Genomic DNA, 24,800 nt, shown 5'->3' with positions numbered 1-24,800 from the left:
GGAAAGGGTGATCCGTTGAGCCGCTCGGTTCTCGTCACCGGAGGCAACCGAGGCATCGGCCTCGCCATCGCCCGCGCATTCGCCGACGCCGGCGACAAGGTCGCCATCACGTACCGCTCGGGTGAGCCGCCGGCGGGCTTCCTGGCCGTCAAGTGCGACATCACCGACTCCGAGCAGGTGGAGCAGGCCTACAAGGAGATCGAGGCCGAGCACGGTCCGGTCGAGGTCCTGATCGCCAACGCCGGCATCACCAAGGACCAGCTCCTGATGCGCATGTCCGAGGAGGACTTCACCTCGGTCATCGACACCAACCTCACCGGCACCTTCCGTGTGGTCAAGCGCGCCAACCGCGGCATGCTGCGCGCCAAGAAGGGCCGCGTCGTCCTGATCTCCTCCGTCGTCGGCCTCTACGGTGGCCCCGGCCAGGCGAACTACGCGGCCTCCAAGGCCGCCCTGGTCGGCTTCGCGCGGTCCCTCGCCCGTGAGCTCGGCTCGCGCAACCTCACCTTCAACGTCGTCGCGCCCGGCTTCGTCGACACCGACATGACCAAGGCCCTCACCGACGAGCAGCGTGAAGCCATCGTCAAGCAGGTGCCGCTCGGCCGGTACGCGCAGCCGGAGGAGATCGCCGCGACGGTGCGGTTCCTCGCCTCGGACGACGCCTCGTACATCACTGGAGCCGTCATCCCCGTTGACGGCGGACTGGGAATGGGTCACTGATCACCATGAGCGGAATTCTCGAGGGCAAGCGCGTCCTGATCACCGGTGTGCTGATGGAGTCCTCCATCGCCTTCCACGCCGCGAAGCTGGCCCAGGAGCAGGGTGCCGAGATCATCCTGACCGCGTTCCCGCGGCCCACGCTGACCGAGCGCATCGCCAGGAAGCTCCCCAAGCCGACCAAGGTCATCGAGCTCGACGTGACCAACGACGAGCACCTCGGGCGCCTGGCCGACATCGTCGGCGAGGAGCTCGGCGGCCTCGACGGCGTCGTGCACTCCATCGGCTTCGCGCCGCAGGACGCGCTCGGCGGCAACTTCCTGAACACGCCGTTCGAGTCCGTGGCCACCGCCATGCACGTCTCGGCGTACTCCCTGAAGTCGCTCACCATGGCCTGCCTGCCGCTGATGCAGAACGGCGGCTCGGTCGTCGGCCTCACCTTCGACGCGCAGTACGCCTGGCCGCAGTACGACTGGATGGGTCCGGCCAAGGCCGCCCTGGAGGCCACCAGCCGTTACGTGGCCCGTGACCTGGGCAAGCAGAACATCCGCTGCAACCTCATCTCGGCGGGTCCGCTCGCCTCGATGGCCGCCAAGTCCATCCCGGGCTTCAGCGACCTGGCCGCGGTATGGGACAACCGCTCCCCGCTGGAGTGGGACCTCAAGGACCCGGAGCCGGCCGGCAAGGGCATCGTCGCCCTGCTGAGCGACTGGTTCCCGAAGACCACGGGCGAGATCATCCACGTCGACGGCGGGCTGCACGCCATCGGCGCGTGACGCTGCCGCTGAGGGCCCGTACCCGTCACGGGTGCGGGCCCTCACCCGTTCGGCCCACCAGGCCGGGCGCCGACCGGCCACAACTGGGCACTCTGGATTACGCGTTCACCCGCGCTCCCCTCCCCAGCCCGGCCGAGGAGGTCCCCTTGTGCGCCTGCCCTTCAGCAGCCTGGCCTCAGCGACCGCAGCCGTCTGCCTCGTGCTGTCCCTGCCGTATGACGCGATGCCGTACGACGTGATGCCGCACGCACGCGTGGAGGCGCGTGGAGCCGCCGAACCGGAGCTGTTCGGCGCCTCGTGCCGCAGCAAGGTCACCGGCTCCCGTGTGACCGCCTACTGCCACAACCCCTATCCGCGCACCGACGCCGTCAGCCTGCACATCGAGTGCGACCGCTGGTGGGACCTCGACAGCGACGGCGCCGAGGTCGAGGCCGGACCCGCGCAGACCGTACGGCTGACCGGCCGGTGCTGGAAGGAGATCCGCTCGGTGTGGGTCAGCCACCGGAAGCTGGCGCGCTGAACCGGCCCGGACGGCACAGGAACGGATAGCCGGCCGCCTCCTCGGCGGCGGCCGTCGCGTCGCCCGCGCGGATCGCGTCGACAAGCCCGGCATGGTCCATGTACGTCTCCGGGGTCAGTTCCTCGCCGACGTCCTCTCGCAGCCAGTCCCGCAGCACCTCGCCGAGGTCCGCGTACATCTCGGTCATCACGTCGTTGTGGGAGGCGGCCACCACGGCCAGGTGGAAGGTGGCGTCCGCGGTCACGAAAGCCTCCTTGTCGCCCGACTCCCAGGCCTCCTCGCGCCGCACCAGAAGCGCGTCGAGCTGCTTGAGGTCCTTCTCGGTGCGCCGCTCGGCGGCCAGCCGTGCCGCTGACGACTCCAGCGTGGAACGCAGTTCGGCGACGTGCCGCGGTTCCGCGTCGGCGAACCGGCGGTGCATCACGCCGGCCAGTTCACTCGTCGCCAGGACGTATGTCCCCGAGCCCTGGCGGATGTCCAGCAGGCCGTTGTGCGCGAGCGCGCGGACGGCCTCGCGGACGGTGTTGCGGGCGACCCCCAGCTGCTCGACCAGTTCGGGCTCCGTCGGGATCCGGGAGCCGACCGGCCACTCGCCCGAGGTGATCTGGTTGCGCAGCGCGGCGATGACCTGCTCGGACAGTGCCGAGCGGCGCGGATGGCTCAGGGGCATGGCACACCTTCGCACGGGCGGGACGGAAGAGGGCGCCCCGGGGATGGACAACCAATCATCCCATGATTCTATGATGGGTGTCATGGCACGTGAGGAAACCCGGACGGTGAAGTCCACGACCACGCCCCCTTTCGCGACCGCTCGCAGCTCCGCGACCGCGCAGGACGAGGGAGCCGCGATGCCCGCCACGCGCGCGTGGGCGGTGCGCCTGGTCGTCGTCGGCATCGTGCTGTCCGCCCTCAACCTGCGCCCCGCCATCACCAGTTTCGGCGCCCTCCTCGCGGAGGTGCGCGACGGACTCGGCATGAGCGGCAGCCTCGCGGGCCTCCTCACCTCGGTGCCTCCGCTGTGCTTCGCCGTCTTCGGCGTCATGGCCCCCCGTCTGGCCCGCCGCTTCGGTGCCGGCGCTGTCGTGTGCGCGGGCATGGTCGCCATCACGGCAGGGCTGCTCATACGCCCGTACACCGGCTCCGCGCTGGGCTTCCTGGCCGCCAGCGCCCTCGCGCTCATGGGGATCGCCGTGAGCAACGTCCTGATGCCGGTCATCGTCAAGCGCTGGTTCCCGGACCGGGTCGGTTCCATGACCGGTCTCTACTCGATGGCCCTCGCCCTCGGCACCTCGGCGGCGGCCGCCGTGACGGTGCCGGTGACCGAGGCGCTGGGCGGGAACTGGCAGTCGGGGCTCGCGGTGTGGGCGGCTCTGGCCGGGGCGGCCGTACTGCCGTGGATTCCGCTCGTACGGGACCGGGAACCGGCGCCTGCCGGAAAGGACGTGTCCCGGCATGTGTCCGCGCGCGTGGAGGGCGCGGGGGCGGTCCGGCACGTGCACACACGCGTGGAGCCGCCCGTCCTGCGGATCACCCGGAGCCGGACCGCCTGGGCGCTCGCCGTCTTCTTCGGGCTGCAGGCCACCGCCGCCTACATCACCATGGGCTGGATGGCGCAGATCTTCCGGGACGCGGGCGTGCCCGCGGGCACCGCCGGGCTGCTGCTGGCCGTCACGATGGCGATGGGCGTCCCGCTGGCCTTCGTCATCCCGCGCGTGGCCACCCGGCTGCCGCACCAGGGGCCGATCGTGATCGCACTCGGCGTCTGCGGTCTCGCCGGATACGCGGGCCTGTACTTCGCTCCCGCCGGCGGCGCCTGGGCCTGGGCCGTGCTGCTCGGCATCTCCAACTGTGCCTTCCCGCTGGCCCTCACCATGGTCGGGATGCGGGCCAGGACCGGCGCGGGCGTCGCCCAGTTGTCCGCCTTCGCGCAGAGCACCGGCTATCTGATCTCCATCCCCGGACCGCTCCTGGTCGGCGTGCTCTACCAGCACAGCGGGGGCTGGGGCCTGCCTATCGCGCTCATGACCGGCCTGATGGTCCCGCAGATGGCGGTCGGGGTGCTCGCGGGCCGTGACCGCACGGTGGAGGACGAGGCGGCCCGCTGAGGCCCACCCCGGCCTTGGTAGAGGCCCACCCCGGCAGCCTTGGTAAGAGACCGGGGTGCGAGACTGGGCCCATGCCAGTGCTCGACCCGAACCCCCAGAACGGCCAGAAGAAGATGCTGCTGGTCTTCGGCTCGTTCCTCGCCATCTTCGTGGTCATCGCCATCATCGCGACGATCGCCTCGCCCTGATCCGACCATCCGCTCCCGGGCCCGGCGGTGGGGATAACCCCCCTGTCCCCTAGGGGGCGAGTGTCAGGGTCAACTGGGTGGATCACCGGATGGGTTGAGCGCCCCCGGTTCCGTACCTTCGAGTTGTGACCGCGATCCGTGGGTCACCGCCCACCGGCCACTCGAAGACAGCGGAGGCACTCATGTCGGCCCCTACGCACACCCCGCCCCTCCCGGCGTCCAGGGGCGGCGTCGACATCCGGCTGCCCTGGTGGGCCCTGGTCCTCCCGACACTCGCCTTCGTCGTGCTCCTGGCGCTCATCCTCAACCCCTCCGACGCGCACGCGGCCTCCGACAGCCCCGCCGTCACCCAGTTCCTGGAGCGCGTACAGCAGCTGATAGCGCGCTGAGCACGCACGAAGCCGCCCGTCAACTCCCTGCGCCCCGTGGCCTGTTTCATGCGAAGCTGGATCCCATGAGCGTCGCAGAACCCCGCAGGATCGTCCTTTTCCGGCATGCGAAAGCCGACTGGCCCGAGGTGACCGACCACGAGCGGCCGCTCGCCGACCGGGGCCGAAAGGATGCAGCTGAAGCCGGACGGCGACTGGTCGACTCGGGCATCCCCTTCGACCTGGCCCTCTGCTCCACCGCGACCCGGACCCGTGAGACCTGGAAGCTCGCCGTGCAGGAGTTTCCGCACCGGCCGAAAACCGTCTACGAGGAGCGGATCTACGAGGCCTCTCCCGGCGAGCTGATCGCCGTGCTCAACGAAACCCCGGACGACGTGCACAACGCCCTCCTGGTCGGCCACAACCCGGGTGTGCAGGGCCTCGCGGACGTCCTTGCCGGCGCCGCCGAGGACGATGCCCGCCGACGGATGAACGGCCGCGGCTTCCCGGCCGCCGCCTTCGCCGTCCTGTCGTTCAGCGGCCCCTGGAAGACCCTGGAACCGGGCGTGGCCACCCTTGTCGACTACTGGGCGCCGTCCGACTGACGGACCCGACCGCGCGAGACGAGACGTGACAGGGCCCGGCACCCCGAGGGTGCCGGGCCCTGTCGTTCCGTCGGTCAGTCCTCCTCGTGCGCGTCCGCCGCCTCCACCTCTTCGCGAGTGACGCCCAGCAGGTAGAGCACCGTGTCCAGGAAGGGCACGTTCACCGCGGTGTGCGCGGCCTCCCGCACCACCGGCTTGGCGTTGAAGGCGACACCGAGTCCGGCCGCGTTCAGCATGTCCAGGTCGTTGGCACCGTCCCCGATCGCCACCGTCTGGGACAGCGGCACCCCCACCTCGGCGGCGAACCGGCGCAGCAGCCGCGCCTTGCCCGCCCGGTCCACGATCTCCCCGGTGACCTTGCCGGTGAGCTTTCCGTCGACGATCTCCAGCGTGTTGGCCTGGGCGAAGTCCAGCCCGAGACGTTCCTTCAGATCGTCGGTGACCTGGGTGAACCCGCCGGAGACGACACCGACCTGGAAGCCGAGCCGCTTCAGCGTACGGATGAGGGTGCGCGCGCCCGGCGTCAGCCGTACCTCGCTGCGCACCTTGTCCACGACGGAGGCGTCCAGCCCCTCCAGGAGCGCCACGCGCGCGTGCAACGACTGCTCGAAGTCCAGCTCACCCCGCATCGCGGCGGCCGTCACCTCGGCGACCTCGTCCTCGCAGCCGGCGTGCGCGGCGAAGAGCTCGATCACCTCGTCCTGGATGAGTGTGGAGTCCACGTCCATGACCACGAGCCGCTGGGCCCTGCGGTGCAGACCGGCGGCGACCACGGCCACGTCGACACCGAGCTTGCCGGCGTCCGTCACCAGGGCGGTGCGCAGCGGCTCGGTCTCCACGCCGGACACCGCGAACTCGACCGCCGTGACCGGGTACTTGGCCAGCCGGAAGATACGGTCGATGTTGCCGCCGGCTTTGGCGATCTTGGCGGCGATCGCCGCGGTCGCCTCCGCGGTGAGGGGGTGACCGAGCACGGTGACCAGTGAACGTCCCAGCCCTCGCGGCCGGTTGTCGCCGAGACCGGAGATGATCTCCGCCTGCATCTTGATCGACTCCGCCCAGCTGTGGACGGTCGCCCGCAGATCACCCTCGAGCGCGCGGGGCGGCGCGGTCACGAGCGCGCACAGCACCATTCGGCCACGGGTGACGACCTGCTCGATGTCGACCACGTCGACCGAGTAGGCGGCGAGGGTGTCGAACAGGCCGGCCGTGATACCCGGCCTGTCCTTCCCGAAGATCTTGACGAGAAGGGTGGGGGCGTCGGAGGGCGAGGTCTGTGAAGCGCTCATGGTGTTCCCACCGTATCCGGCACCCAGTGCCTTCTGCTCCTGCGGTCCGTCTGACGGACAAGGAACACTCGGTGTCGAAAGGATGGCGTGATCCTTACATACCGGACACGACTTCGCTTTGGCCCCTCGGGTCAGCGCCGTCCCTTCGGCTTTCCCGGGGGTGGCGGGGGTGGCGGGGGTGGTGGGGGAGGGGGCGGAGGCGGTGGTGACTGTCGGCCCTCGTCCCCGGAGGAGGGCCGTCGGCCGCCGGGCCGCTGCCCGGGGGAGCGTTGCGGTGAACGGGAGGGCTGGTCGATCGGCCGGGCCACGGTCGGGGCGCCGTAGACGTTGTCGGGCGGTGGCGGACCGTCGGGTCGCCGCCTTTCGTCCGCCGGCCGGGAGTTCTCCTCAGGAGGCCGCACCGCATCCCGCGGCCGGCCGCTGCCCCCGGACCCCTCCGTCCTCTCGCCCTGCCCGTACCCAGCGGACGCTCCTGACCCCTCGCCCGATGCTCGCGAACCCTCCGGTCCGGGTTCTCCCCGACGATCCTCACGGCGCGACCCCTGCCCGCCGTTCTCCGGGTCCGGTTCGCGCCGACGGTCCTCGGACCCCGGCGCCCGCCCGTCCCAGGGCCGAGCATCCTCCGGCCCACGCACCGCCTCCGGCACCCGCAGGTACGGGTTCGTCACCGGGTTCGGAGGCCGATAGGGCGTACCGGGCACATAGGGCCCCGCTTCACCGCGGTGAGCCCCCGCCTCACCCCGGTACGGCTGCTGCGTCTCATTGCTGTTCGGCACCGGCGGGCCGCTGTTCGGGTCCGGCTCGGCCCGGTACTGCTGCGCCGAACCGCTGTTCGGCTCCGCCCGGCCGCCATACGGCCCCGACCCACCGCTGTAGGGCATCGCCCCACCGTCATACGCTCCGGTCCCGCCCCCGCCATACGCTCCGGCCCCGCCCACGTCGTACGACCGTGCCCCGCCCCCGTACGGCGTCGCCTCCTCCCCTTCGTACGAGTTCGACGCGCCGTCGTACGACCCGGACCGTCCGCCGTCATACGCCCTGGACCCACCCGAGGACGACCCGGCCCCGCTCGCGTACCCCCCACCCGCATACCGCGGCCCACCAGCCGGCCCGGCCTCCCGGCCCCCCGACGCCCCTGTACTCGGACCCGCTCCCGCTGCGGCCCCCGCCTCCACCAAGTCACGCAGTGCCAGCCCCGCCGCCCGCGACCCCGCCGCTCCCGTCGCCCGGGCCAGCAGCGCCCCCGCGGCCCCCGCCCCCGCGCCCCACAGCGCCCCGAGCAGCACCGCCATGCCGAGCTGTCCCCGCAACTCGACCCCGGCGCCGAACGCGTCGAACCCCAGTACCGACAGCGAGGCGTCCACCGACACCTCCGTCAGCCAGGCGAGCAACGGCAACGCCAACGCCGTCGCGACCCCCAACCGCACCGCACATCGCCCCGCGAAACCAAGGGCCCCAGGATCCCGCACCCCTCCAGTACCCGCCCCGGCCCCACCCGCAGAACCCGAGTCCCACCCCTGCCCGGCACCGGCGACCCTGTGACCAGCCTCCGCCCCGCCCATGCCCCCCGGCCCCCCACCCGGACCACCAGCCACCCCCCGCCCAGCGCTCCCGCCCGCAACCGCCCCGCCCGCCCGAACCCCCACCGGCGTTCGCGCAGCGGTGAGCACTCCCGCCAACAGCATCATCAGCGCCGCCGCGACCCCCAGCAGCCACACCCGTCCATCCAGATCCGCCAGCCTCCCCAGCGTCGCCGACTGCTCGGAGTCCGAGTTGAGCAGCCGGTCCAGCGGGTCCGGCAGGAAGTTCGTCAGGACGCCCGTCGCCCTGCCGTCGAAGGGCACGAACAGGCCGATGGGGATGCCCAGCCACACCCCGTTCGGCGCCCCGAGCAGCGCCGCTCCCGCGATCCGCTTGGGGTGGTCGTCGCCGATCGCCGCGTACACCGCCGCCGAGAGCCCCGCGGCCACCGCGACCAGGAGCACCGTGACGAGGGCGGACACCGCAGGACGTACGACCCGGTGCACGGCCTCCCAGCCGCGCGGCAGCGGCGTACGACGGGACGCGAGCAGCGCGACCAGCAGGATTCCGGCCGCCCAGCCGAACCCGCCCAGCAGCGTCGGCACGGTGTCCACGGTGAAGCCGACCGCGGCCTTCGCGTCGATGAGGTTGCCGATCTGGTCGGGAAGCAGCCCGCCGATGTCGCCGACATCGCCCAGCCCGGGGATGTCGAGACCGCCCCCGCCCGCGCCGGGCAGCTTGTCGAGGCCCAGGGCGCCCCCGTCGATCGTGATGACGTCGTGCCCCGCCCAGGCCAGCCCGCCCAGCATCGCCACGAACAGTGCGACGACCGAGCCCGCGCGCGCGAGGAGTTCGGACGGTGCGATCACCGCTCCGGCACCCCGCAGGGACCGTAGGAAGAACCATGACAAAAGCACCGCGCCGACCAGGCTGACGCCCAGTGGCGTGATCTCGATGGCGGTGGCCGCCTCCGCACCCGTCAACCCGAACGCGGACACGTCACCGGAAGGAGTCACGGAACCACCCGACGCAAGAGCCACCACAGCCGCGGTCATCGGCCCCAGGGAGGCGGCGGAATCAGCCTCCAGCAGGTGCAGACCGAGTGCGGCCGTTCCCGCCATCCCGATCAACGCCCAGCTCACGGAGGCGATCGCGGACAGCACGATGTCCCCCCACGGCAGCTTCCCGCCGTGCTTCGCGGTCTCGACGCTCATGGACGCACTCATGGCAGACCCCCCGATCCGCGGCGCGGCCGATACCGCGCTTGTCCCCCTCGCGTGGATTACCCACTCTCCGGGTCGGTTTCAACCCCGTCAACGGAACCGGCCGAAGCACGCGAACGTGGTCTTCTCAGGGCTCGGCTTTCGGTCAGGAGGCAGATCCTGAAATGGTTCCTGACGATGTTCGACATCCCTACACTCCCTGTGACAGGGGCGATTCGGGGGGAAACTCAGTGGGGCTTGGAGTGCCGGAACTCGTACTGGAAGCGAACGGACGCACCTGGACGCTCGATCCGTCCAGGCCATACAGCCTTGGGCGCGATCCGCAGGGCGACATCGTGTTCGACGACGCCAGAGTGTCCTGGCGGCACGCCACGATCAGCTGGAGCGGGCGCGGTTGGGTCGTCGAGGATCACAGCAGCACCAACGGCACGTTCGTGCACGGGCAGCGGATCCACCAGACGGAGATCGGTCCCGGCACCGCCGTCCACCTCGGCAACGCGAACGACGGCCCGTTGCTGAGCCTCACCGGCACCGCGGCCCCGGTCGCACAGCCCCAGCCCCGGCAGGAGCCGTACGCGGCGCAGGGAGTCCAGGGCGCGAGCCCCGGCTGGGCCCAGCAGACACCGCAGCAGTCGGCTCCGCAACAGTCCCCCCAGCAGGTCCCGCAACAGTCCCCGCAGTCCGGCTGGCCGCAGCCACAGCGGCCCTCGCAGCCGCGGCCGCAGTCGCCGCAGCAAGGACACCAGCCGCAGCAGGCTCACCAGCCGCCGCAGAGCTTCCCTCAGCAGCAGGGCCCCGACTCGGGCGCGGGCGCGCCGCCGGTCTACGGCGACCGCAGCCCGACCACGTTCCACCAGTTCACCATCGGCCGCATCATGCGTATCGGCCGTGCCTTGGAGAACGACCTGGTCGTCTCCGACCTGCAGGTCTCCCGCAACCACGCCGAGTTCCACTCGATGCCCAACGGCCGCATGGAGATCCGCGACCTGGGCTCGCACAACGGCACGTACGTCAACGGCCAGCCGATCACCAAGGGCGGCTCGACGATGCTCGGCCCGAGCGACATCGTCGGCGTCGGCCACTCCACGTTCCGGATCGTCGGCGACCGCCTCGAGGAGTTCGTCGACACCGGTGAGGTCTCCTTCTCCGCCCGTCATCTCACCGTCACCGTCGACGGCGGCAAGCAGATCCTCAAGGACGTGTCCTTCGGCGTTCCGGAGAAGTCCGTCATCGCGGTGATCGGACCGTCCGGTTCCGGCAAGTCGACGCTGCTCAAGGCGCTCACCGGCTACCGGCCCGCCAACCAGGGCGACGTCCTCTACGACAACCGCAACCTCTACAAGCAGTTCGCCGAGCTGCGTCAGCGCATCGGTCTGGTCCCGCAGGACGACATCCTGCACAAGGAGCTGACCGTCAAGAAGGCCCTCAAGTACGCGGCCAAGCTCCGCTTCCCCGCCGACACCACGGGCGAGGAGCGCGACCACCGCATAGGCGAGGTGCTCCGCGAACTGAAGCTGGACGTCCACAAGGAGAAGAAGGTCACCGCCCTCTCCGGCGGCCAGCGCAAGCGCGTCTCCGTGGCCCTGGAACTGCTCACCAAGCCGTCCCTGATCTTCCTGGACGAGCCGACCTCGGGCCTCGACCCGGGCATGGACCGCGATGTCATGCAGCTGCTGCGCGGCCTCGCCGACGACGGGCGAACGGTCCTCGTCGTCACCCACTCGGTGGCCGAACTGGCGCTGTGCGACAAGCTCCTGGTGATGGCCCCGGGCGGCGCGGTCGCCTACTTCGGGCCGCCCGAGGAGGCACTGAACTTCTTCGGCTACGACACCTGGGCCGACGTCTTCTCCGCCTTCGAGAACTACCGCGACTACGACTGGGCCGGACGCTGGAAGGGCTCGCAGCACTACCAGATGTACGCCGCGGACATCGACGCCGTTGCGCCGCAATCCGTACAGACGCCTCCGATGCACGGCATGAAGCCGCCGAAGCCACAGGGCTGGATGGGCCAGTTCGGGACACTGGTGCGCCGCTATGTCTCGGTCATCGCGTCCGACAAGGGCTTCCTGGCCCTGACGGTGATCCTGCCGCTGGTCCTCGGCGCCGTGAGCCTGCTCATCGACTTCGGCGACCCCCTGCTGCCCAAGCCGATCGACCCGAGGACCAAACTCCCCGAGCCCAACAGCACGGCCACCACCGTCCTGCTCATCCTCGCGGTCGGCGCCTGCTTCGCCGGCGCCGCCAACTCCGTCCGCGAACTGATCAAGGAGCGGGTCATCTACGAGCGGGAGCGGGCCACCGGCCTGTCCCGTTCGGCGTACCTGATGTCCAAGGTGTTCGTGCTCGGCGTGATCACCGTGCTGCAGGGGCTGCTGGTCGGCGTCATCGGCTTTGCCAGCCGCGGACTCCCGAAGGAGGGCCTGGTCCTCGGCAACTTCACGCTCGCCGAGCTGTGCCTGCCGATCATGGGCCTCGGGTTCACCTCGATGATGTTCGGCCTGATCATCTCCTCGCTGGTGAAGACGTCCGAGAAGACCATGCCGCTGCTGGTCATGTTCGCGATCGTCCAGGTCGTCTTCACCGGCTGTCTGTTCACCCTGAACGGCAAGATCGGCGTCAACGAGCTCTCGTACCTCATGCCGTCCCGCTGGGCTGTCGCCGCCGCGGGCGCCACCCTGGACTTCAACAAGGTCAACCCGCCCGTCAAACCGGGCGACTCGACCGACCCGCTGTGGGACCACACGATCAGCGCCTGGGGCCTCGACATGATCGCCCTCGTCGCCATCGGCGTGGTCTGCGGCTTCTTCGTGGCCCGCTTCCTGCGCCGCCACGAGCCCGAGGTCATGCGCAAGTAGCCCGGACTCCCACAACGGCGAAGGGCGGCACCCCGGTAGGGGTGCCGCCCTTCTTCCGCCTTTTCGCGTACGAGAGGTCCGCGCGGCCTCAGTAAGCGCTGTTCACGTTGTCGATCGAGCCGTACCGGTGGAACGCGTAGTTCGCGGAAGCGGTGATGTTGGCGACCGGGTTGTACTGGCTCCAGGACGTGCCGGGCACGTGGTAGGCGTCGAAGGTCGGCTTGATGATCTGCAGCAGACCGATCGACGGCGTGCCGTTGATCGCGTTGATGTCCCAGCCGTTGATGGCGCTCGGGTTGCCCGAGGACTCCCGCATGATGTTGCGGTACAGCCCGTTGTAGCTGCCCGGGATGCCCTTGGACTTCATGATGTCCAGGGACTGCTTGATCCAGCCGTCCAGGTTGTTGGCGTAGCTCTTGGTCGCCGCGGCCTTCAGCTTGGCACGCTGCGCGGACCGGCTCGCGGCCTCCTTGGCCTTGCGTGCCTTCGCGGCCTTCTTGGCGGCGGCAGCGGCGGCGGCCTTCTTCTTCGCGGCGGCAGCGGCCTTGGCCTTCGCCTCCGCCTTGGCCTTCGCCTCGGCGGCCTTGCCCGGGAGGCTCTTGGCGGCGAGCTGCTCGCTTACGTCCGCGTGGAGGCCCTTGAGCTGCTCGGAGGTGTACGTCACCGGGACCGAGGAGGTGGCCGCCTCGGACGTGGTGGTCTCCGCGTTGCCAGGCACCGCGCTGAACGCGATGGCGGCGGCGCCGAGCGTGGCGACACCGGCTGCGGCGATCTTGTGGCGCTTCGTCAGCGCACGACTATGACCACGGGTGAAGGTGTTCTTGGGCATGCGGATGGACCTCTTCGAATAGCGCGGAGGTCGCTCGCTGTCCGGCGGTGGACACGGGTGCTTTCGGCACAAACGCCGCGGGCTGAACCCACGGCGCTGAGCGACGAGAGCCATTCTTAGCGGCCGCAAAATGCCAGGGCAAAGGTGTGACGTACGATCCCGGGTAGTGGACCGGGGGATGGCAAAACGGGACAGACTGGAACGTCTGTCCCGTTCACGACGGAAGCTTGTGTCTCCTATCTGCCTTCGTACGTGATGTGCGCCCTATGCGCGGGCTCACACCGAGCGGGAGCCCGTCTCACCGCTAGTTGCTGCAGCAATGCTCTGTGTGAGGACCCTCCTCCGGAAGGAGGAGATGCACGTCCCCGAACTCGTGCCACAGGTAGAGCCCGCGCAGTGCCTCCTCGTAGCCACGGTCGACCGCCGCCCGCCCCGCGACCGCCTCCAGCATCAGCAGATGAGAGGCCTCCGGCTCGTGCAGCCCGGTCAGCAGCCCGTCCACCACCCGCACCCCGCGCTCCGGGTTCACCACGAGGTCCGTCCATCCGTCACGCGCGCGTACGACCCCGTCGGCCCCGGACGCCGACTCCACGGCCCGCACGGCGGTCGTCCCGACGGCGACGACCCTGCCGTCCCCGGCCTTCACCGCGTTGATCAGCCGCGCGGAGGCCCCCGGCACCGAGTACCGCTCCGGATACGGCGGCTCGTGCGCCTCCGCCGAGGCCACCCCCGTGTGCAGAGAGACCGGCGCGAACTGCACACCCCGGCTCACCAGCTCCGCCACCAGCCGTGCGGTGAAGGGCCGGGCGGCACTGGGCATCTCGGCGCTTCCGGAGCCGTCCGGGGAGGGAAGCGCGAAGACCGTCTGGTAGACGGACAGCGGCTGGTCCCGCTCCGTGTAGGAATAGCGAATGGGCCGCCCGTACTCACGGAGCAGGCGATGCACCGCCAGGCCGGCGGCCCCGATGCCCGACGCCCCCGTCACCCGAGCCCACCACAGCCGACCGCTGGCCCCGCTCAGCGTCTCCTCCAGGACCAGCCGGACACCCCCGGGCAGCCGCACCTCCGTTCCCGCGGGACCGCCCGCACGCGCACGCGTGGTGCCCGTTCCGTCCGGCTCCCGCAGCTCGACGGCCCACCGCCCGTCGTCCCCGAGCACCGAGAAGTGCACCACCACGCGTGTGTGCCCGGTCCACGCGTCCACGGCGGCGGCCCGCGTGGGCGAGGTGTTCACGACGAGCAGGTCCCCGGCCCGCAGCAGACCCGGCAACTCCCCGAACCCGTGGTGCGACACCTCTGTCCCACGCGACACCAGCAGCCGTACGGCATCCCGGTCGAGCCCGGGACCACGCTGCTCGGCCGGCATGCGCGCCGACAGCTCCTCCGGCACCCGCACCGTCAGCGTCATCGCCGGCCCTCCAGCAGCGCCGGCGCCCCGTAGCGCCCACTCACCGGCCGCTCGTCCAGCAGCCGCAGAAAGGCGGGCACCACACTGGCCGGCGCGGGCCGCGGATCCCGGTCCTCCGGTACGGCCGCCGCGTACAGGTCCGTAGCCATGTCCCCGGGGTCGACGGCCCACATCCGCAGCCGAGGCTCCTCCTCGCCCAGCACCGCCATGAGATGGTCCAGGGCGGCCTTCGAGGCCCCGTAACCACCCCACGTCTCGTAGGCCTCGGCAGCCGCGTCCGAGCTGACGGAGATCACCGCCCCGCCCTCCGCGGCCCGCAGCAGCGGCAGCGCCTCCTGAACCAGGCCCAGTGCCGCCACGACATTCACCTCCAACGCGCGGCGCAGCCCGTCCAGAGCCAGCCCCTCCAGACGCGCCAGCGGTTCGGCGCCCAGCGCGCTCGCGTTGTTCACCAGCAGATCGACCCCGCCGAGCCTCCAGGCCGCGGCCACCAGCTCGGAGCGGTGCGCCGGGTCCGTGACATCGCCGGGCAGAGCCGTCACCCGGACTCCCCGCCCGCTCAGCACGGCCGCGGTCTCCCGCAGCACCTCCTCGCTCCTGGCGTCGAGCACCAGATCCCAGCCCCGCGCGGCCAGGGCCTCGGCGAGCGCCCGCCCCAGCCCCTTCGAGGCCCCCGTGATGATCGCAACCGGCATGGCACGCCCTCTCGTCTCCCACCGCCACCACCGGGCGGTGACCTCACCGTAGGAAGACGGCCCCCAGTCCCGCCTCGGACGCGGGTCCCGACACAGCGGGGCCCTTCGTCCTACGCCGCCGGCCCACCGACCGCGGGCCCAGAGGACCGTCCGGCTGCACCAAACAGTGCGGCCCGACCGAGCCGAAGGCAGGCAACCGACGAAAACGCCGCAGATGCGCGGGCCACGACCTGCGGCGCCGGCATGTCCACCGGACAGGTCCTAGGTCCCGCGCCCTAGCCGGAGGCCGTCACCGGTCCGATCCCGCTGTCACACCCCGCCGGTACCGTGAGGTCATGAGTCAAGGCCCCCGGACCGGCCTCGCCGCGGTGAGCTCCGCGCTGCTGGCCATGAGCAGGCACCTGGAGGTGCGCGACGTCCTCAAGACGATCGTCGCCTCCGCCCGAGAGCTGCTCGACGCCCAGTACGCCGCCCTCGGCGTCCCGGACGACCACGGCGGCTTCGCCCAGTTCGTGGTCGACGGCGTCAGCGACGAGCAGTGGAAGGCCATCGGCCCGCTCCCGCGTCAGCACGGCATCCTCGCCGCGATGCTCCACGAGGCCACCCCCGAGCGCCTCGCCGACGTCCGCGAGGACCCCCGCTTCGGGGGCTGGCCGTCCGCCCACCCGGACCTGGTCGACTTCCTGGGTCTGCCGATCCGGGACGGCGACGAGGTCATCGGCGCCCTCTTCCTCGCCAACAAGAACTGCCCCAAGCCGCAAGGCGGTTGCGGCTTCACCGAGGACGACGAGGAACTTCTCTCGATCCTCGCCCAGCACGCCGCGATCGCCCTCACCAACGCCCGCCTCTACGAACGCAGCCGCGAACTCACGATCACCGAGGAGCGCTCCCGCCTGGCTCACGAACTGCACGACGCGGTCAGCCAGAAGCTCTTCTCCCTGCGCCTGACCGCCCAGGCCGCCGCCGCCCTCGTGGACCGCGACCCGTCCCGCGCCAAGGGCGAGCTGCAGCAGGTGGCCGTGCTCGCCGCCGAGGCCGCCGACGAACTGCGCGCCGCCGTGGTCGAGTTGCGCCCCGCGGCCCTGGACGAGGACGGTCTGACCGCCACCCTGCGCACCCACATCCAGGTCCTGGACCGTGCCCACACCGCGCGGGTGACCTTCGCGGCCCGCAGCTTCCGCGCGCTGCCCGCCGCGCAGGAGGAGGCCATGCTCCGCGTCGCCCAGGAGGCCCTGCACAACGCGCTGCGGCACTCGGGGGCCGCACATGTCGATGTGACGGTGGACCGCTGCGGCGGCGGAGCCGTCCTGCGTGTCACGGACGACGGCAGCGGCTTCGAACCGAAGGCGATCCGCCGTGCGGGACGTCACCTCGGCCTGGTCTCCATGCGGGACCGGACGAGCGGAGTAGGCGGCACGCTGACCATTGAGTCGGCGCCCGGCAAGGGCACCACGATCGAGATGGAGGTACCCGGTGGCTGACGCGATCAGGGTCCTGCTCGTCGACGACCACCAGGTCGTCCGCCGGGGCCTGCGCACCTTCCTGGAAGTGCAGGACGACATAGAGGTCGTGGGCGAGGCCGCCGACGGTGCCGAGGGCGTGGACCGCGCGGAGGAGCTGAAGCCCGACGTCATCCTCATGGACGTCAAGATGCCGGGCGTGGACGGCATCGACGCGCTGCGCAGACTCCGCGAACTGAACAACCCCGCGCGCGTGCTGGTCGTCACCAGCTTCACCGAACAGCGCACCGTGGTCCCGGCCCTGCGCGCAGGCGCCGCCGGATACGTCTACAAGGACGTCGACCCCGACGCCCTGGCCGGCGCCATCCGGTCCGTCCACGCGGGCCACATCCTGCTCCAACCCGAGGTCGCGGGCGTCCTGTTGTCCCAGGAGGGGAACAACTCCGGCCAGGGCCGAGGCGGTTCACTCACCGAGCGGGAGCGCGAGGTGCTCATGCTGATCGCCGACGGTCGCTCCAACCGGGAGATCGCCCGCGCGCTGGTCCTCTCCGAGAAGACCGTCAAGACCCATGTCTCGAACATCCTCATGAAGCTCGACCTGGCGGACCGGACACAGGCGGCACTCTGGGCGGTTCGCCACGGAATGGCGGGTTGATCCGACGGGTGTTCGGCAATACGGAGGGTTCCGCTCCGGAGTGAGATTCATACCGTCGTGGGAATGTCCCCCGGATGGCGCATCCTTCGTGGATCTCCGCCGTTCTCCAGTGCGTGCTGCGGCGACTGCCGCGGCAATCGCTAGGAGGGCTCAGAAGTGAAGAACCTGAAGAAGGCAGCGGCCGTGACGATGGTGGCCGGCGGGCTGATCGCCGCCGGTGCCGGTATGGCCTCCGCCACCGACGGGGCGCACGCCGACGGCAACGCCGTGGGCTCGCCCGGCGTCGTCTCGGGCAACCTCGTCCAGGCCCCGGTGGACGTCCCGGTGAACGCGGTCGGCAACAGCGTCAACGTCATCGGCGTGCTGAACCCCGCCTTCGGCAACCTCGGCATCAACCACTGACTCCCCTCGCCGAGCGAGCAGTGACTTCGGCCTCCCGGGCGCCCCGCGCACCCGGGAGGCCGGTCCGTTTGTCGTGCGAATGATCCGAACGGTCAGTCCTGCTCGAATCTCCGTACCGTCCGGTATCTCTCCCGCGTTGACCAGCCACGACCCCCGGCCGGGTCGGACACGCAAACGCAGGAGGAACGCTTCTCATGAACATCGCCAAGAAGGCCGCCGTGGCCCTCACCGTCGCCGGTATCGCCACGGGTGCCGCTGCCGGTGCCGCTGTCGCCGACGCGGGTGCCGACGGCGCGGCCGTGAAGTCGCCGGGTGTCGGCTCGGGCAACCTCGTCCAGGTCCCGGTGCACGTCCCGGTGAACGTGGTCGGCAACACCGCCAACGTCATCGCCCTGCTGAACCCGGCCTTCGGCAACACGGGCGTGAACGACTGACGTCGGATCCGAGCCGCCGGGCCCCACAAGTCGACGGAGACTTGTGGGGCCCTTGGTGTTCCCCGCACCCACCTGCTTTCAGGGGCGCGGGGAACTGCGCGACCAGCCACGACGCACCCGCACCCGCACAACTCACCGCACCCCTCGCTCCAGCTCCTCCACATACGCGTTGTACGCAGCCACCAGGGCCCTACGGGCCGTCCGCTCCACCGGCCTCAGCGCCTCGGACCGCGCTCCCATCTCCCCGGCAGTCACGGCCGCCCCGTGCCCGTTCTCCTGAGCGAGCGACACCAACAACCCCACCCGCTGGGCGAGTTCCAGCACCCGTACCGCCCGAGGCGGATACCCCGGAGCCAGCACCTCCCGCCCCCGCTCGGCCCGAGCCCGGTACGCATTCAGCGCCGCCTCCGCCACCGGCCCCGACCCGGCCACATCCAGCCGCGACAGCACTTCGGTCGCCTCCCGCAGGGCCTCCGCCAGCTCCCGCTCGGCCTCGCCCAGCGACGGCACATCGGCGGGCGGTGCCTCCCGCACCGGCAGCACATGCCACACCACCTCGACATGCACGTCACCCGAGGGTCCGGCCTCGTACACCTCCGGCACCAGACCCAGCGCGAGGCCGCGACAGATCACCGCCTCCTCCGCCTCCAGCGCCCGCGCGTTGAACTCCGGCGGCCCGCTCAGTCCGAGCGGATGCCCGGGAGCGGGCAGGGCGACCCGCAGGCCGGTGACCCCGAGCGACCGCAGTCGCCCGAGCGCCAGCGTCAGACCGACGGCCGCCGTCTCACCCGGCAGCCCTTCGACCCGGTGCACGGCATCGTCACCGACGATCGCCAGTACGGCGTCGTCCGGTGAGACAAGTCCGGCCAAAAGACCGTTTCCCCAAGCGGCAAGGCGTCCAGAGCGTGGTTCCGAGAGCATGCCCCCACCCTAAGGACCGGACCGATGGAAGGGAGCGGCCGACCAGTGGCGTAGATTTCATCGAGGGCTGCGCCGATTGCGCGCACGCGACAGCCGAGACGCCGACACCGGTCACACAGCAAGGGGAGACAACGCGCTCATGAGCGATGTTCTGGAGCTTCAGGACGTATCCGTGGTCCGTGAGGACCGGGCTCTGGTGGACCAGGTCTCCTGGTCGGTCAAGGAGGGCGAACGCTGGGTCATCCTCGGCCCCAACGGCGCCGGCAAGACCACGCTCCTGAACCTCGCCTCCAGCTACCTCTACCCCAGCAAGGGCACCGCCACCATCCTCGGCGAGACCCTCGGCAGGCCCGGCACCGACGTCTTCGAACTGCGCCCCCGCATCGGCATGGCGGGCATCGCCATGGCCGACAAGCTCCCCAAGCGCCAGACCGTCCTGGAGACCGTGCTGACAGCCGCGTACGGCATGACCGCCGGCTGGCAGGAGGAGTACGAGGACATCGACGAACAGCGCGCCCGCGCCTTCCTCGACCGCCTCGGGATGAGCGACTACCTGGACCGCAAGTTCGGCACCCTCTCCGAGGGCGAGCGCAAGCGCACCCTCATCGCCCGCGCCCTGATGACCGACCCCGAGCTCCTCCTCCTCGACGAGCCGGCCGCGGGCCTCGACCTCGGCGGCCGCGAGGACCTGGTCCGCCGCCTCGGCCGGCTCGCCCGCGACCCGATCGCCCCCTCGATGCTCATGGTCACCCACCATGTCGAGGAGATCGCCCCCGGTTTCACCCACGTCCTCATGATCCGCCAGGGCAAGGTCCTCGCCGCAGGTCCGCTGGAACTCGAACTCACCTCGCGCAACCTGTCCCTCTGCTTCGGCCTCCCCCTCGTCGTCGAACAGGTCGGCGACCGCTGGACCGCGCACGGCCTGCCTCTGTCGTGATCAAGTGAAGTACCCGCAAAAACACGGGTAAGAAGCCTGTCCCCGCTGAATCGCGCCCTGTCCGAGGGGGCACCCCCGGACCTACCATGACCACGTGAACGACATCGACGCATGGGTGTGGTGGCTCGTCGCAGCGGCAGCCCTCGGAATCCCGCTCGTAGTGACCGCGATGCCGGAGTTCGGCATGTTCGCGGTGGGCGCCGTCGCCGCGGCGGTCTCGGCCGGACTCGGCGGTGACGCCGTCGTCCAGGTGCTCGTCTTCGTCGTCGTCTCGGTGGCCCTCATAGCCGTCGTACGGCCCATCGCCAACCGGCATCGCTCGCAGCGACCCCAACTCGTCACGGGAATCGACGCGTTGAAGGGCAAGCAGGCCGTCGTCCTGGAGCGCGTCGACAGCGCGGGTGGCCGGATCAAGCTCGCCGGAGAGGTCTGGTCGGCACGCGCTCTCGACACCGGCCGGGCCTACGACGTAGGCCAGGAAGTGGATGTCGTGGACATCGAGGGAGCCACGGCGATCATCATGTGACCTCGCACGATGCAACTGAACCGAACGCACCACGCGTCACACGACGGTCTGTCAGACTCGACCAGCAAGATCTTCAACAACCATAAGATCTTCCGAAGAACACCGAGGCGGAGAAGGGCACGGGGAGCACGATGGAACCGGTCATCATCGTCTTGATCATCCTGGTGGTGTTGGTCTTCATCGCCCTGATCAAGACGATCCAAGTCATCCCACAGGCCAGTGCGGCCATTGTGGAGCGCTTCGGCCGCTACACGCGGACACTCAACGCGGGACTGAACATCGTCGTCCCGTTCATAGACACCATCCGCAACCGCATCGACCTGCGTGAACAGGTCGTGCCGTTCCCGCCGCAGCCGGTGATCACCCAGGACAACCTGGTCGTCAACATCGACACCGTCATCTACTACCAGGTGACCGACGCGCGAGCCGCCACCTACGAGGTCGCCAGCTACATCCAGGCGATCGAGCAGCTCACCGTCACCACGCTCCGCAACATCATCGGCGGCATGGACCTGGAGCGGACCCTGACCTCCCGTGAGGAGATCAACGCGGCCCTGCGCGGCGTCCTCGACGAGGCCACCGGCAAGTGGGGCATCCGCGTCAACCGCGTCGAGCTGAAGGCGATCGAGCCCCCGACCTCCATCCAGGACTCGATGGAGAAGCAGATGCGCGCCGACCGTGACAAGCGCGCCGCGATCCTGACGGCCGAAGGTACCCGCCAGGCCGCCATCCTCACCGCCGAGGGCGAGAAGCAGTCCCAGATCCTGCGCGCCGAGGGTGAGGCGAAGGCAGCGGCCCTGCGCGCGGAAGGTGAGGCCCAGGCGGTCCGCACGGTCTTCGAGGCCATCCACGCAGGCGACCCGGACCAGAAGCTCCTCTCCTACCAGTACCTCCAGATGCTCCCCAAGATCGCCGAGGGCGACGCCAACAAGCTCTGGATCGTCCCCAGCGAAATCGGCGACGCCCTCAAGGGCCTGTCCGGAGCGATGGGCAACTTCGGCAACTTCGGCGGCGGTTCGGGCGGAGGCAACGGCGGCTCGGAACGCCGGGAGACCCCGAAGATCGACTGACGCGGGCATTTCCGTACGACAACGAGGCCCGCCTTCTCAGCGAAGGCGGGCCTCGACGTACCCAGGGGCGCGGGGAACTGCGCGACAAGCCACGACGAACCCGCAGCCGCAACCCAACCGATCCGGCAGCTGACTAGGCGGCCTCTCCAGCCAGCCAATCCGGCAGCGCGGAGAAGTCCTCATGGCCCAGGGACAGTAGCATCGCGTCGGCCGGCGTCGGCTCGAACGGCTGCCGCAGCAACGGCATCCCCGCCTCGGCCGGAGTCCGGTTCGCCTTACGGTGGTTGTCCTCCGCGCAGGAGGCCACCGTGTTCAGCCAACTGTCCTGACCACCCTTGGACCGCGGCACCACGTGGTCCACCGTCGTCGCCCGCCGCCCGCAGTACGCGCACCTGTGCCGGTCACGCACCAGAACACCCCGCCGAGACCACGGGGCTTGTCTTCGGAACGGCACCCGCACATACCTGCACAGTCTGATCACCCGGGGCGCCGGTATGTCGACCGCGGCTCCGCGCATGCGCAGTTCGGGATGGGACTGCTCGACGACGGCCTTGTCCTGAAGCACCAGAACGACGGCGCGGTTCAACGTCACCGTCGACAGCGGCTCGAAGCTCGCGTTCAGTACCAGCGTGTCCCGCATGACCAGCCCACCTCCCGTGCGCACCGGCCCACCCCCTGGCGGGCTTGGGCTTGGATCAACTCTGGCCGGGCACGCCGAGATGGACAACGCAATAAAAATGCCCGCCCCTGATCAATTCCAAGACCAGAGGCGGGCAAACGTCCCATGAACGTCAGGCTTCGGCAGGCACCTCGTACTCACCGATCAACTGGGCACGCGCGATCGCGTGGAACCGCAGGTTGAAGCCCACAAAAGCGGGAGAGGCAGCGGAATCCGGCCCGAGCTTCTCCTGGTCCACGGCGTACACCGTGAAGACGTACCGATGCGGCCCGTCCCCGGCCGGCGGAGCGGCCCCACCGAAGTCCTTCGACCCGTAGTCGTTCCGCGCCTGTACGGCGCCCTCCGGCAGCCCCTCGAACTTCCCGCTCCCCGCACCCGCCGGCAACTCGGTCACCGAGGCCGGGATGTCGAACACCACCCAGTGCCAGAACCCGCTGCCCGTAGGGGCGTCGGGGTCGTAGCAGGTCACGGCGAAGCTCTTGGTCCCGGCCGGGAAGCCCTCCCAGCGCAGCTGCGGAGAGGTGTTGCCGGCCGCGTAGACCTGAGCGTCCTTGAGGAATGCACCCTCCGCCACGTCCTCGCTCGTCACCGTGAACGACGGCACGGGCGGATGGAAGTCATGGGGGAGCGGCCGCCGCTTGAACTCGGTCACCTCGGTACCTCCTGATCAATCGCCGGAATCAGCGGTTCCCGAGCCTAGAACCAGTTGCGCTTGCTGCCGACCTCGGACAGCCACTGGTTGAGGTACCCGGCCCAGTCGGTGCCATGGAAGTCGTGCAGACCCACCTGGAAGGACCGGAAGGTGTCGCTGCCCTCGCTGAACAGCCCCGGCTTCTTGTCCATCTCCAGGATGACGTCCATCGCGTTCCCGTCCGCGACGAAGCTCAACTCGACCTGGTTGAGACCGCGGTACTGCTGCGGCGGGAAGAACTCGATCTCCTGGTAGAACGGCAGCTGCTGCCGCGTCCCGCGGATGTGACCGCGCTCCAGGTCCGCGTTCTTGAAGCGGAAGCCCAGGTGCATGAACGCGTCCAGGATCGCCTTCTGCGCCGGCAGCGGGTGCACGTTGACCGGGTCGAGGTCTCCGGAGTCCACGGCACGCGCGATCGCCAGCTCGGTCGTCACACCGATGTTCATGCCGCGCAGCGCCTGCCCGTCGATCATCGTGATCGGCGTCTCCCACGGGATCTCCAGGCCGAACGGTACCGAGTGCACCGCGTTCGGCTGCAGCTCGAAGGCCCCGCCGAGCGACACCTTCGTGAACTCGATGTCCTGCTTGTACTCCTGGTCACCGCTCTCGACCTCGACCTTGGCCTGCAGCCCGACCGACAACCCCTCGATCCGCTGGTCGACGGACCCGCCCTGGATCCGCACCTCACCCTGGACGACACCACCCGGGACGACGTTGACCTCGGTCAGCACCGTCTCCACCGAAGCCCCACCGGCACCCAGGCTCGCGAGCAGCTTCTTGAACGCCATGTCTCTCCTTACAACGCGCGGATTCCTGATCCCTACAAACGCGATCCGGCCGTGGTCGGTTCCGCGCCCTCACCCTGGCAAGCGGACGAACCCTTGACCACCCCTTGGCACACACCCGTCTGGACTACGCTCGGACGCCATGATCACGCCCCCGGACCGTACCCCTCTCTCACGGGACTTCTTTGACCGCCCTGTACTGGAAGTGGCCCCCGACCTCGTAGGCCGCACCCTCGTCCGTACGACTCCGGACGGCCCGATCGCGGTGCGCCTCACGGAGGTCGAGGCGTACGACGGCCCGAACGACCCGGGCTCCCACGCCTATCGCGGCCAGACGCCCCGCAACAGCGTGATGTTCGGTCCGCCCGGGTACGTGTACGTCTACTTCACCTACGGCATGTGGTTCTGCATGAACCTGGTGTGTGGACCGGAGGGCCGGGCGAGTGCGGTCCTGCTCCGCGCCGGCGAGGTCCTCGAAGGCGCGGATCTGGCGCGCAAACGTCGACTCTCAGCCCGAAATGACAAAGAACTGGCCAAAGGACCGGCTCGGCTCGCTACGGCCCTGGGTGTGGACCGGGCCTTGAACGGCACGGACGCGTGTGGGGCGGGGGAGACCCCGCTGAGGGTGCTCGCCGGCACCCCGGTTCCCTCCGACCAGGTACTCAACGGTCCACGGACCGGAGTGGCCGGCGACGGGGGCGTGCACCCCTGGCGGTTCTGGGCCGCCAACGACCCGACGGTGAGCCCCTATCGGGCCCATGTCCCGAGGCGTCGCTCAAGTTGACTCGCTCTTGGAAGATGCGTAACGTGGCCCGAGCCGCTTGACCCGGGTACGGCAATCGCCTGCAGCCGGAAGCGGCCAAACCACTACCTACGACTTCCCCTCAGCGGGGGCGATTTCGGCGTGCCTGCATGTCTGAATTCGAACTCGCGGAACTCGATTATGAGTTGCAGAGGGGATCGGCTAACGTAGTGAATGTCGAAAGGCGCCCCCGCCGACGGGGAATCAGTTCCGAAAGGATCTGAGGGAATCAGGCCCGAAAGGATCTGATAGAGTCGGAAACGCAAGACCGAAGGGAAAAGCCCGGAGGAAAGCCCGAGAGGGTGAGTACAAAGGAAGCGTCCGTTCCTTGAGAACTCA

At 70.0% G+C, this 24,800-nt stretch carries 26 protein-coding genes; 16 read left to right on the top strand and 10 right to left on the bottom strand.

The genetic code is table 11. From position 1 onward, the window contains the following. Nucleotides 1-15 precede the first annotated feature (15 nt). The 3 genes from fabG to ACFYRX_RS45275 all read left to right on the top strand — a co-directional run bounded on the left by fabG (nt 16) and on the right by ACFYRX_RS45275 (nt 2,013). Complete coding sequence (gene fabG / locus ACFYRX_RS45285; RefSeq protein WP_389113099.1) at nt 16-720, top strand: 3-oxoacyl-[acyl-carrier-protein] reductase; 705 nt, start codon at nt 16-18, stop codon at nt 718-720. Between the two features lie 5 nt (nt 721-725). Further along, nucleotides 726-1,493, top strand: a complete 768-nt coding sequence (fabI, locus tag ACFYRX_RS45280; RefSeq protein ID WP_057618187.1) for an enoyl-ACP reductase FabI — start codon at nt 726-728, stop codon at nt 1,491-1,493. 223 nt (nt 1,494-1,716) lie between these two features. Next, a complete protein-coding gene (locus ACFYRX_RS45275) occupies nt 1,717-2,013 on the top strand; it encodes a hypothetical protein (RefSeq protein WP_389113156.1) in 297 nt (98 codons plus the stop codon). Here the strand turns inward: ACFYRX_RS45275 and ACFYRX_RS45270 are convergent. Beyond that, nucleotides 1,988-2,683, bottom strand: coding sequence for a FadR/GntR family transcriptional regulator (locus ACFYRX_RS45270; RefSeq protein ID WP_389113097.1), 696 nt, complete (start codon nt 2,681-2,683; stop codon nt 1,988-1,990). The genes ACFYRX_RS45275 and ACFYRX_RS45270 overlap by 26 nt on opposite strands. Before the next feature lie 82 nt (nt 2,684-2,765). On the opposite strand from ACFYRX_RS45270, the gene ACFYRX_RS45265 reads away from it, so the two are divergent. From ACFYRX_RS45265 to ACFYRX_RS45250, 4 genes are all read left to right on the top strand, one after another. Next, entirely contained in the window at nt 2,766-4,118 is a 1,353-nt protein-coding gene (locus ACFYRX_RS45265; RefSeq protein WP_389113095.1) for a CynX/NimT family MFS transporter, read from the top strand. 71 nt (nt 4,119-4,189) lie between these two features. Continuing rightward, a complete protein-coding gene (locus tag ACFYRX_RS45260) occupies nt 4,190-4,306 on the top strand; it encodes an SGM_5486 family transporter-associated protein (protein WP_123759839.1) in 117 nt (38 codons plus the stop codon). A gap of 182 nt (nt 4,307-4,488) precedes the next feature. Next, nucleotides 4,489-4,695, top strand: a complete 207-nt coding sequence (locus ACFYRX_RS45255) for a hypothetical protein (protein WP_389113093.1) — start codon at nt 4,489-4,491, stop codon at nt 4,693-4,695. A 65-nt stretch (nt 4,696-4,760) separates the two neighbouring features. Continuing rightward, a complete protein-coding gene (locus ACFYRX_RS45250) occupies nt 4,761-5,279 on the top strand; it encodes a SixA phosphatase family protein (RefSeq protein WP_389113092.1) in 519 nt (172 codons plus the stop codon). Between the two features lie 74 nt (nt 5,280-5,353). Here the strand turns inward: ACFYRX_RS45250 and serB are convergent, their stop codons facing one another. Next, nucleotides 5,354-6,568, bottom strand: a complete 1,215-nt coding sequence (serB, locus tag ACFYRX_RS45245; protein ID WP_389113091.1) for a phosphoserine phosphatase SerB — start codon at nt 6,566-6,568, stop codon at nt 5,354-5,356. A 131-nt stretch (nt 6,569-6,699) separates the two neighbouring features. Continuing rightward, nucleotides 6,700-9,315 carry a streptophobe family protein gene (locus ACFYRX_RS45240; protein WP_389113089.1) on the bottom strand — a complete coding sequence of 872 codons (2,616 nt, stop codon included), beginning with the start codon at nt 9,313-9,315 and terminating at the stop codon, nt 6,700-6,702. A gap of 239 nt (nt 9,316-9,554) precedes the next feature. On the opposite strand from ACFYRX_RS45240, the gene ACFYRX_RS45235 reads away from it, so the two are divergent. Further along, nucleotides 9,555-12,167, top strand: coding sequence for an FHA domain-containing protein (locus ACFYRX_RS45235; protein ID WP_389113087.1), 2,613 nt, complete (start codon nt 9,555-9,557; stop codon nt 12,165-12,167). Between the two features lie 88 nt (nt 12,168-12,255). Here the strand turns inward: ACFYRX_RS45235 and ACFYRX_RS45230 are convergent, their stop codons facing one another. The 3 genes from ACFYRX_RS45230 to ACFYRX_RS45220 all read right to left on the bottom strand — a co-directional run bounded on the left by ACFYRX_RS45230 (nt 12,256) and on the right by ACFYRX_RS45220 (nt 15,099). After that, nucleotides 12,256-12,996 carry a transglycosylase SLT domain-containing protein gene (locus tag ACFYRX_RS45230; RefSeq protein WP_389113085.1) on the bottom strand — a complete coding sequence of 247 codons (741 nt, stop codon included), beginning with the start codon at nt 12,994-12,996 and terminating at the stop codon, nt 12,256-12,258. A gap of 304 nt (nt 12,997-13,300) precedes the next feature. Then, complete coding sequence (locus tag ACFYRX_RS45225; protein ID WP_389113083.1) at nt 13,301-14,404, bottom strand: S-adenosylmethionine:tRNA ribosyltransferase-isomerase; 1,104 nt, start codon at nt 14,402-14,404, stop codon at nt 13,301-13,303. Further along, nucleotides 14,401-15,099, bottom strand: coding sequence for an SDR family NAD(P)-dependent oxidoreductase (locus tag ACFYRX_RS45220; protein WP_389113082.1), 699 nt, complete (start codon nt 15,097-15,099; stop codon nt 14,401-14,403). The genes ACFYRX_RS45225 and ACFYRX_RS45220 overlap by 4 nt, the downstream gene beginning before the upstream one ends. A 335-nt stretch (nt 15,100-15,434) precedes the next feature. Here ACFYRX_RS45220 and ACFYRX_RS45215 point away from each other — a divergent pair, with 335 nt between their 5' ends. The 4 genes from ACFYRX_RS45215 (at nt 15,435) to ACFYRX_RS45200 (ending at nt 18,050) form a co-directional block, all read left to right on the top strand. Beyond that, complete coding sequence (locus ACFYRX_RS45215; RefSeq protein WP_389113080.1) at nt 15,435-16,580, top strand: GAF domain-containing sensor histidine kinase; 1,146 nt, start codon at nt 15,435-15,437, stop codon at nt 16,578-16,580. Beyond that, nucleotides 16,573-17,214 carry a response regulator gene (locus tag ACFYRX_RS45210; RefSeq protein ID WP_389113079.1) on the top strand — a complete coding sequence of 214 codons (642 nt, stop codon included), beginning with the start codon at nt 16,573-16,575 and terminating at the stop codon, nt 17,212-17,214. Before ACFYRX_RS45215 ends, ACFYRX_RS45210 begins: the two co-directional genes overlap by 8 nt. Before the next feature lie 156 nt (nt 17,215-17,370). After that, entirely contained in the window at nt 17,371-17,616 is a 246-nt protein-coding gene (gene chpE, locus ACFYRX_RS45205) for a chaplin ChpE (protein ID WP_389113077.1), read from the top strand. Nucleotides 17,617-17,810: 194 nt separating this feature from the next. Then, nucleotides 17,811-18,050, top strand: coding sequence for a chaplin family protein (locus tag ACFYRX_RS45200; protein WP_389113075.1), 240 nt, complete (start codon nt 17,811-17,813; stop codon nt 18,048-18,050). Between the two features lie 132 nt (nt 18,051-18,182). On the opposite strand, the gene ACFYRX_RS45195 is transcribed toward ACFYRX_RS45200, so the two are convergent. Beyond that, nucleotides 18,183-18,971 carry a hypothetical protein gene (locus ACFYRX_RS45195; RefSeq protein WP_389113073.1) on the bottom strand — a complete coding sequence of 263 codons (789 nt, stop codon included), beginning with the start codon at nt 18,969-18,971 and terminating at the stop codon, nt 18,183-18,185. Between the two features lie 139 nt (nt 18,972-19,110). Here ACFYRX_RS45195 and ACFYRX_RS45190 point away from each other — a divergent pair, with 139 nt between their 5' ends. From ACFYRX_RS45190 to ACFYRX_RS45180, 3 genes are all read left to right on the top strand, one after another. Beyond that, nucleotides 19,111-19,908, top strand: coding sequence for an ABC transporter ATP-binding protein (locus ACFYRX_RS45190; RefSeq protein WP_328746041.1), 798 nt, complete (start codon nt 19,111-19,113; stop codon nt 19,906-19,908). Between the two features lie 94 nt (nt 19,909-20,002). Further along, complete coding sequence (locus tag ACFYRX_RS45185) at nt 20,003-20,434, top strand: NfeD family protein (protein WP_389113071.1); 432 nt, start codon at nt 20,003-20,005, stop codon at nt 20,432-20,434. A 131-nt stretch (nt 20,435-20,565) separates the two neighbouring features. Further along, nucleotides 20,566-21,504, top strand: coding sequence for an SPFH domain-containing protein (locus tag ACFYRX_RS45180; RefSeq protein ID WP_031060384.1), 939 nt, complete (start codon nt 20,566-20,568; stop codon nt 21,502-21,504). 133 nt (nt 21,505-21,637) lie between these two features. Here the strand turns inward: ACFYRX_RS45180 and ACFYRX_RS45175 are convergent, their stop codons facing one another. The 3 genes from ACFYRX_RS45175 to ACFYRX_RS45165 form a co-directional block, all read right to left on the bottom strand. Further along, entirely contained in the window at nt 21,638-22,144 is a 507-nt protein-coding gene (locus ACFYRX_RS45175) for an HNH endonuclease (RefSeq protein WP_389113069.1), read from the bottom strand. Nucleotides 22,145-22,295: 151 nt separating this feature from the next. Further along, complete coding sequence (locus tag ACFYRX_RS45170; protein WP_389113067.1) at nt 22,296-22,835, bottom strand: YbhB/YbcL family Raf kinase inhibitor-like protein; 540 nt, start codon at nt 22,833-22,835, stop codon at nt 22,296-22,298. 44 nt (nt 22,836-22,879) lie between these two features. Continuing rightward, nucleotides 22,880-23,662: a sporulation protein gene (locus ACFYRX_RS45165; RefSeq protein WP_389113065.1), complete on the bottom strand. Its 783-nt coding sequence runs from the start codon at nt 23,660-23,662 to the stop codon at nt 22,880-22,882. Nucleotides 23,663-23,801: 139 nt separating this feature from the next. Here ACFYRX_RS45165 and ACFYRX_RS45160 point away from each other — a divergent pair, with 139 nt between their 5' ends. Then, on the top strand, nt 23,802-24,443 hold the full coding sequence (locus ACFYRX_RS45160) for a DNA-3-methyladenine glycosylase (RefSeq protein ID WP_389113064.1): 642 nt from the start codon (nt 23,802-23,804) through the stop codon (nt 24,441-24,443). The last annotated feature ends 357 nt before the right edge of the window (nt 24,444-24,800 follow it).

This window comes from Streptomyces sp. NPDC005374, assembly GCF_042872225.1.
Classification (GTDB): domain Bacteria; phylum Actinomycetota; class Actinomycetes; order Streptomycetales; family Streptomycetaceae; genus Streptomyces.
The sequence above is the reverse complement of the archived record's forward strand: the minus strand, read 5'-3'. Positions and strand labels throughout refer to the sequence as shown.

Bases quoted from the DNA above. Each gene is read 5' to 3' on its own strand.
- fabI (WP_057618187.1), top strand. From the start codon at position 726: ATGAGCGGAATTCTCGAGGGCAAGCGCGTCCTGATCACCGGTGTGCTG.
- ACFYRX_RS45275 (WP_389113156.1), top strand. From the start codon at position 1,717: ATGCCGTACGACGTGATGCCGCACGCACGCGTGGAGGCGCGTGGAGCC.
- ACFYRX_RS45270 (WP_389113097.1), bottom strand. From the start codon at position 2,683: ATGCCCCTGAGCCATCCGCGCCGCTCGGCACTGTCCGAGCAGGTCATC.
- ACFYRX_RS45265 (WP_389113095.1), top strand. From the start codon at position 2,766: ATGGCACGTGAGGAAACCCGGACGGTGAAGTCCACGACCACGCCCCCT.
- ACFYRX_RS45260 (WP_123759839.1), top strand. From the start codon at position 4,190: ATGCCAGTGCTCGACCCGAACCCCCAGAACGGCCAGAAGAAGATGCTG.
- ACFYRX_RS45255 (WP_389113093.1), top strand. From the start codon at position 4,489: ATGTCGGCCCCTACGCACACCCCGCCCCTCCCGGCGTCCAGGGGCGGC.
- ACFYRX_RS45250 (WP_389113092.1), top strand. From the start codon at position 4,761: ATGAGCGTCGCAGAACCCCGCAGGATCGTCCTTTTCCGGCATGCGAAA.
- serB (WP_389113091.1), bottom strand. From the start codon at position 6,568: ATGAGCGCTTCACAGACCTCGCCCTCCGACGCCCCCACCCTTCTCGTC.
- ACFYRX_RS45240 (WP_389113089.1), bottom strand. From the start codon at position 9,315: ATGAGTGCGTCCATGAGCGTCGAGACCGCGAAGCACGGCGGGAAGCTG.
- ACFYRX_RS45230 (WP_389113085.1), bottom strand. From the start codon at position 12,996: ATGCCCAAGAACACCTTCACCCGTGGTCATAGTCGTGCGCTGACGAAG.
- ACFYRX_RS45225 (WP_389113083.1), bottom strand. From the start codon at position 14,404: ATGACGCTGACGGTGCGGGTGCCGGAGGAGCTGTCGGCGCGCATGCCG.
- ACFYRX_RS45220 (WP_389113082.1), bottom strand. From the start codon at position 15,099: ATGCCGGTTGCGATCATCACGGGGGCCTCGAAGGGGCTGGGGCGGGCG.
- ACFYRX_RS45215 (WP_389113080.1), top strand. From the start codon at position 15,435: ATGAGTCAAGGCCCCCGGACCGGCCTCGCCGCGGTGAGCTCCGCGCTG.
- ACFYRX_RS45200 (WP_389113075.1), top strand. From the start codon at position 17,811: ATGAACATCGCCAAGAAGGCCGCCGTGGCCCTCACCGTCGCCGGTATC.
- ACFYRX_RS45195 (WP_389113073.1), bottom strand. From the start codon at position 18,971: ATGCTCTCGGAACCACGCTCTGGACGCCTTGCCGCTTGGGGAAACGGT.
- ACFYRX_RS45190 (WP_328746041.1), top strand. From the start codon at position 19,111: ATGAGCGATGTTCTGGAGCTTCAGGACGTATCCGTGGTCCGTGAGGAC.
- ACFYRX_RS45180 (WP_031060384.1), top strand. From the start codon at position 20,566: ATGGAACCGGTCATCATCGTCTTGATCATCCTGGTGGTGTTGGTCTTC.
- ACFYRX_RS45175 (WP_389113069.1), bottom strand. From the start codon at position 22,144: ATGCGGGACACGCTGGTACTGAACGCGAGCTTCGAGCCGCTGTCGACG.
- ACFYRX_RS45165 (WP_389113065.1), bottom strand. From the start codon at position 23,662: ATGGCGTTCAAGAAGCTGCTCGCGAGCCTGGGTGCCGGTGGGGCTTCG.
- ACFYRX_RS45160 (WP_389113064.1), top strand. From the start codon at position 23,802: ATGATCACGCCCCCGGACCGTACCCCTCTCTCACGGGACTTCTTTGAC.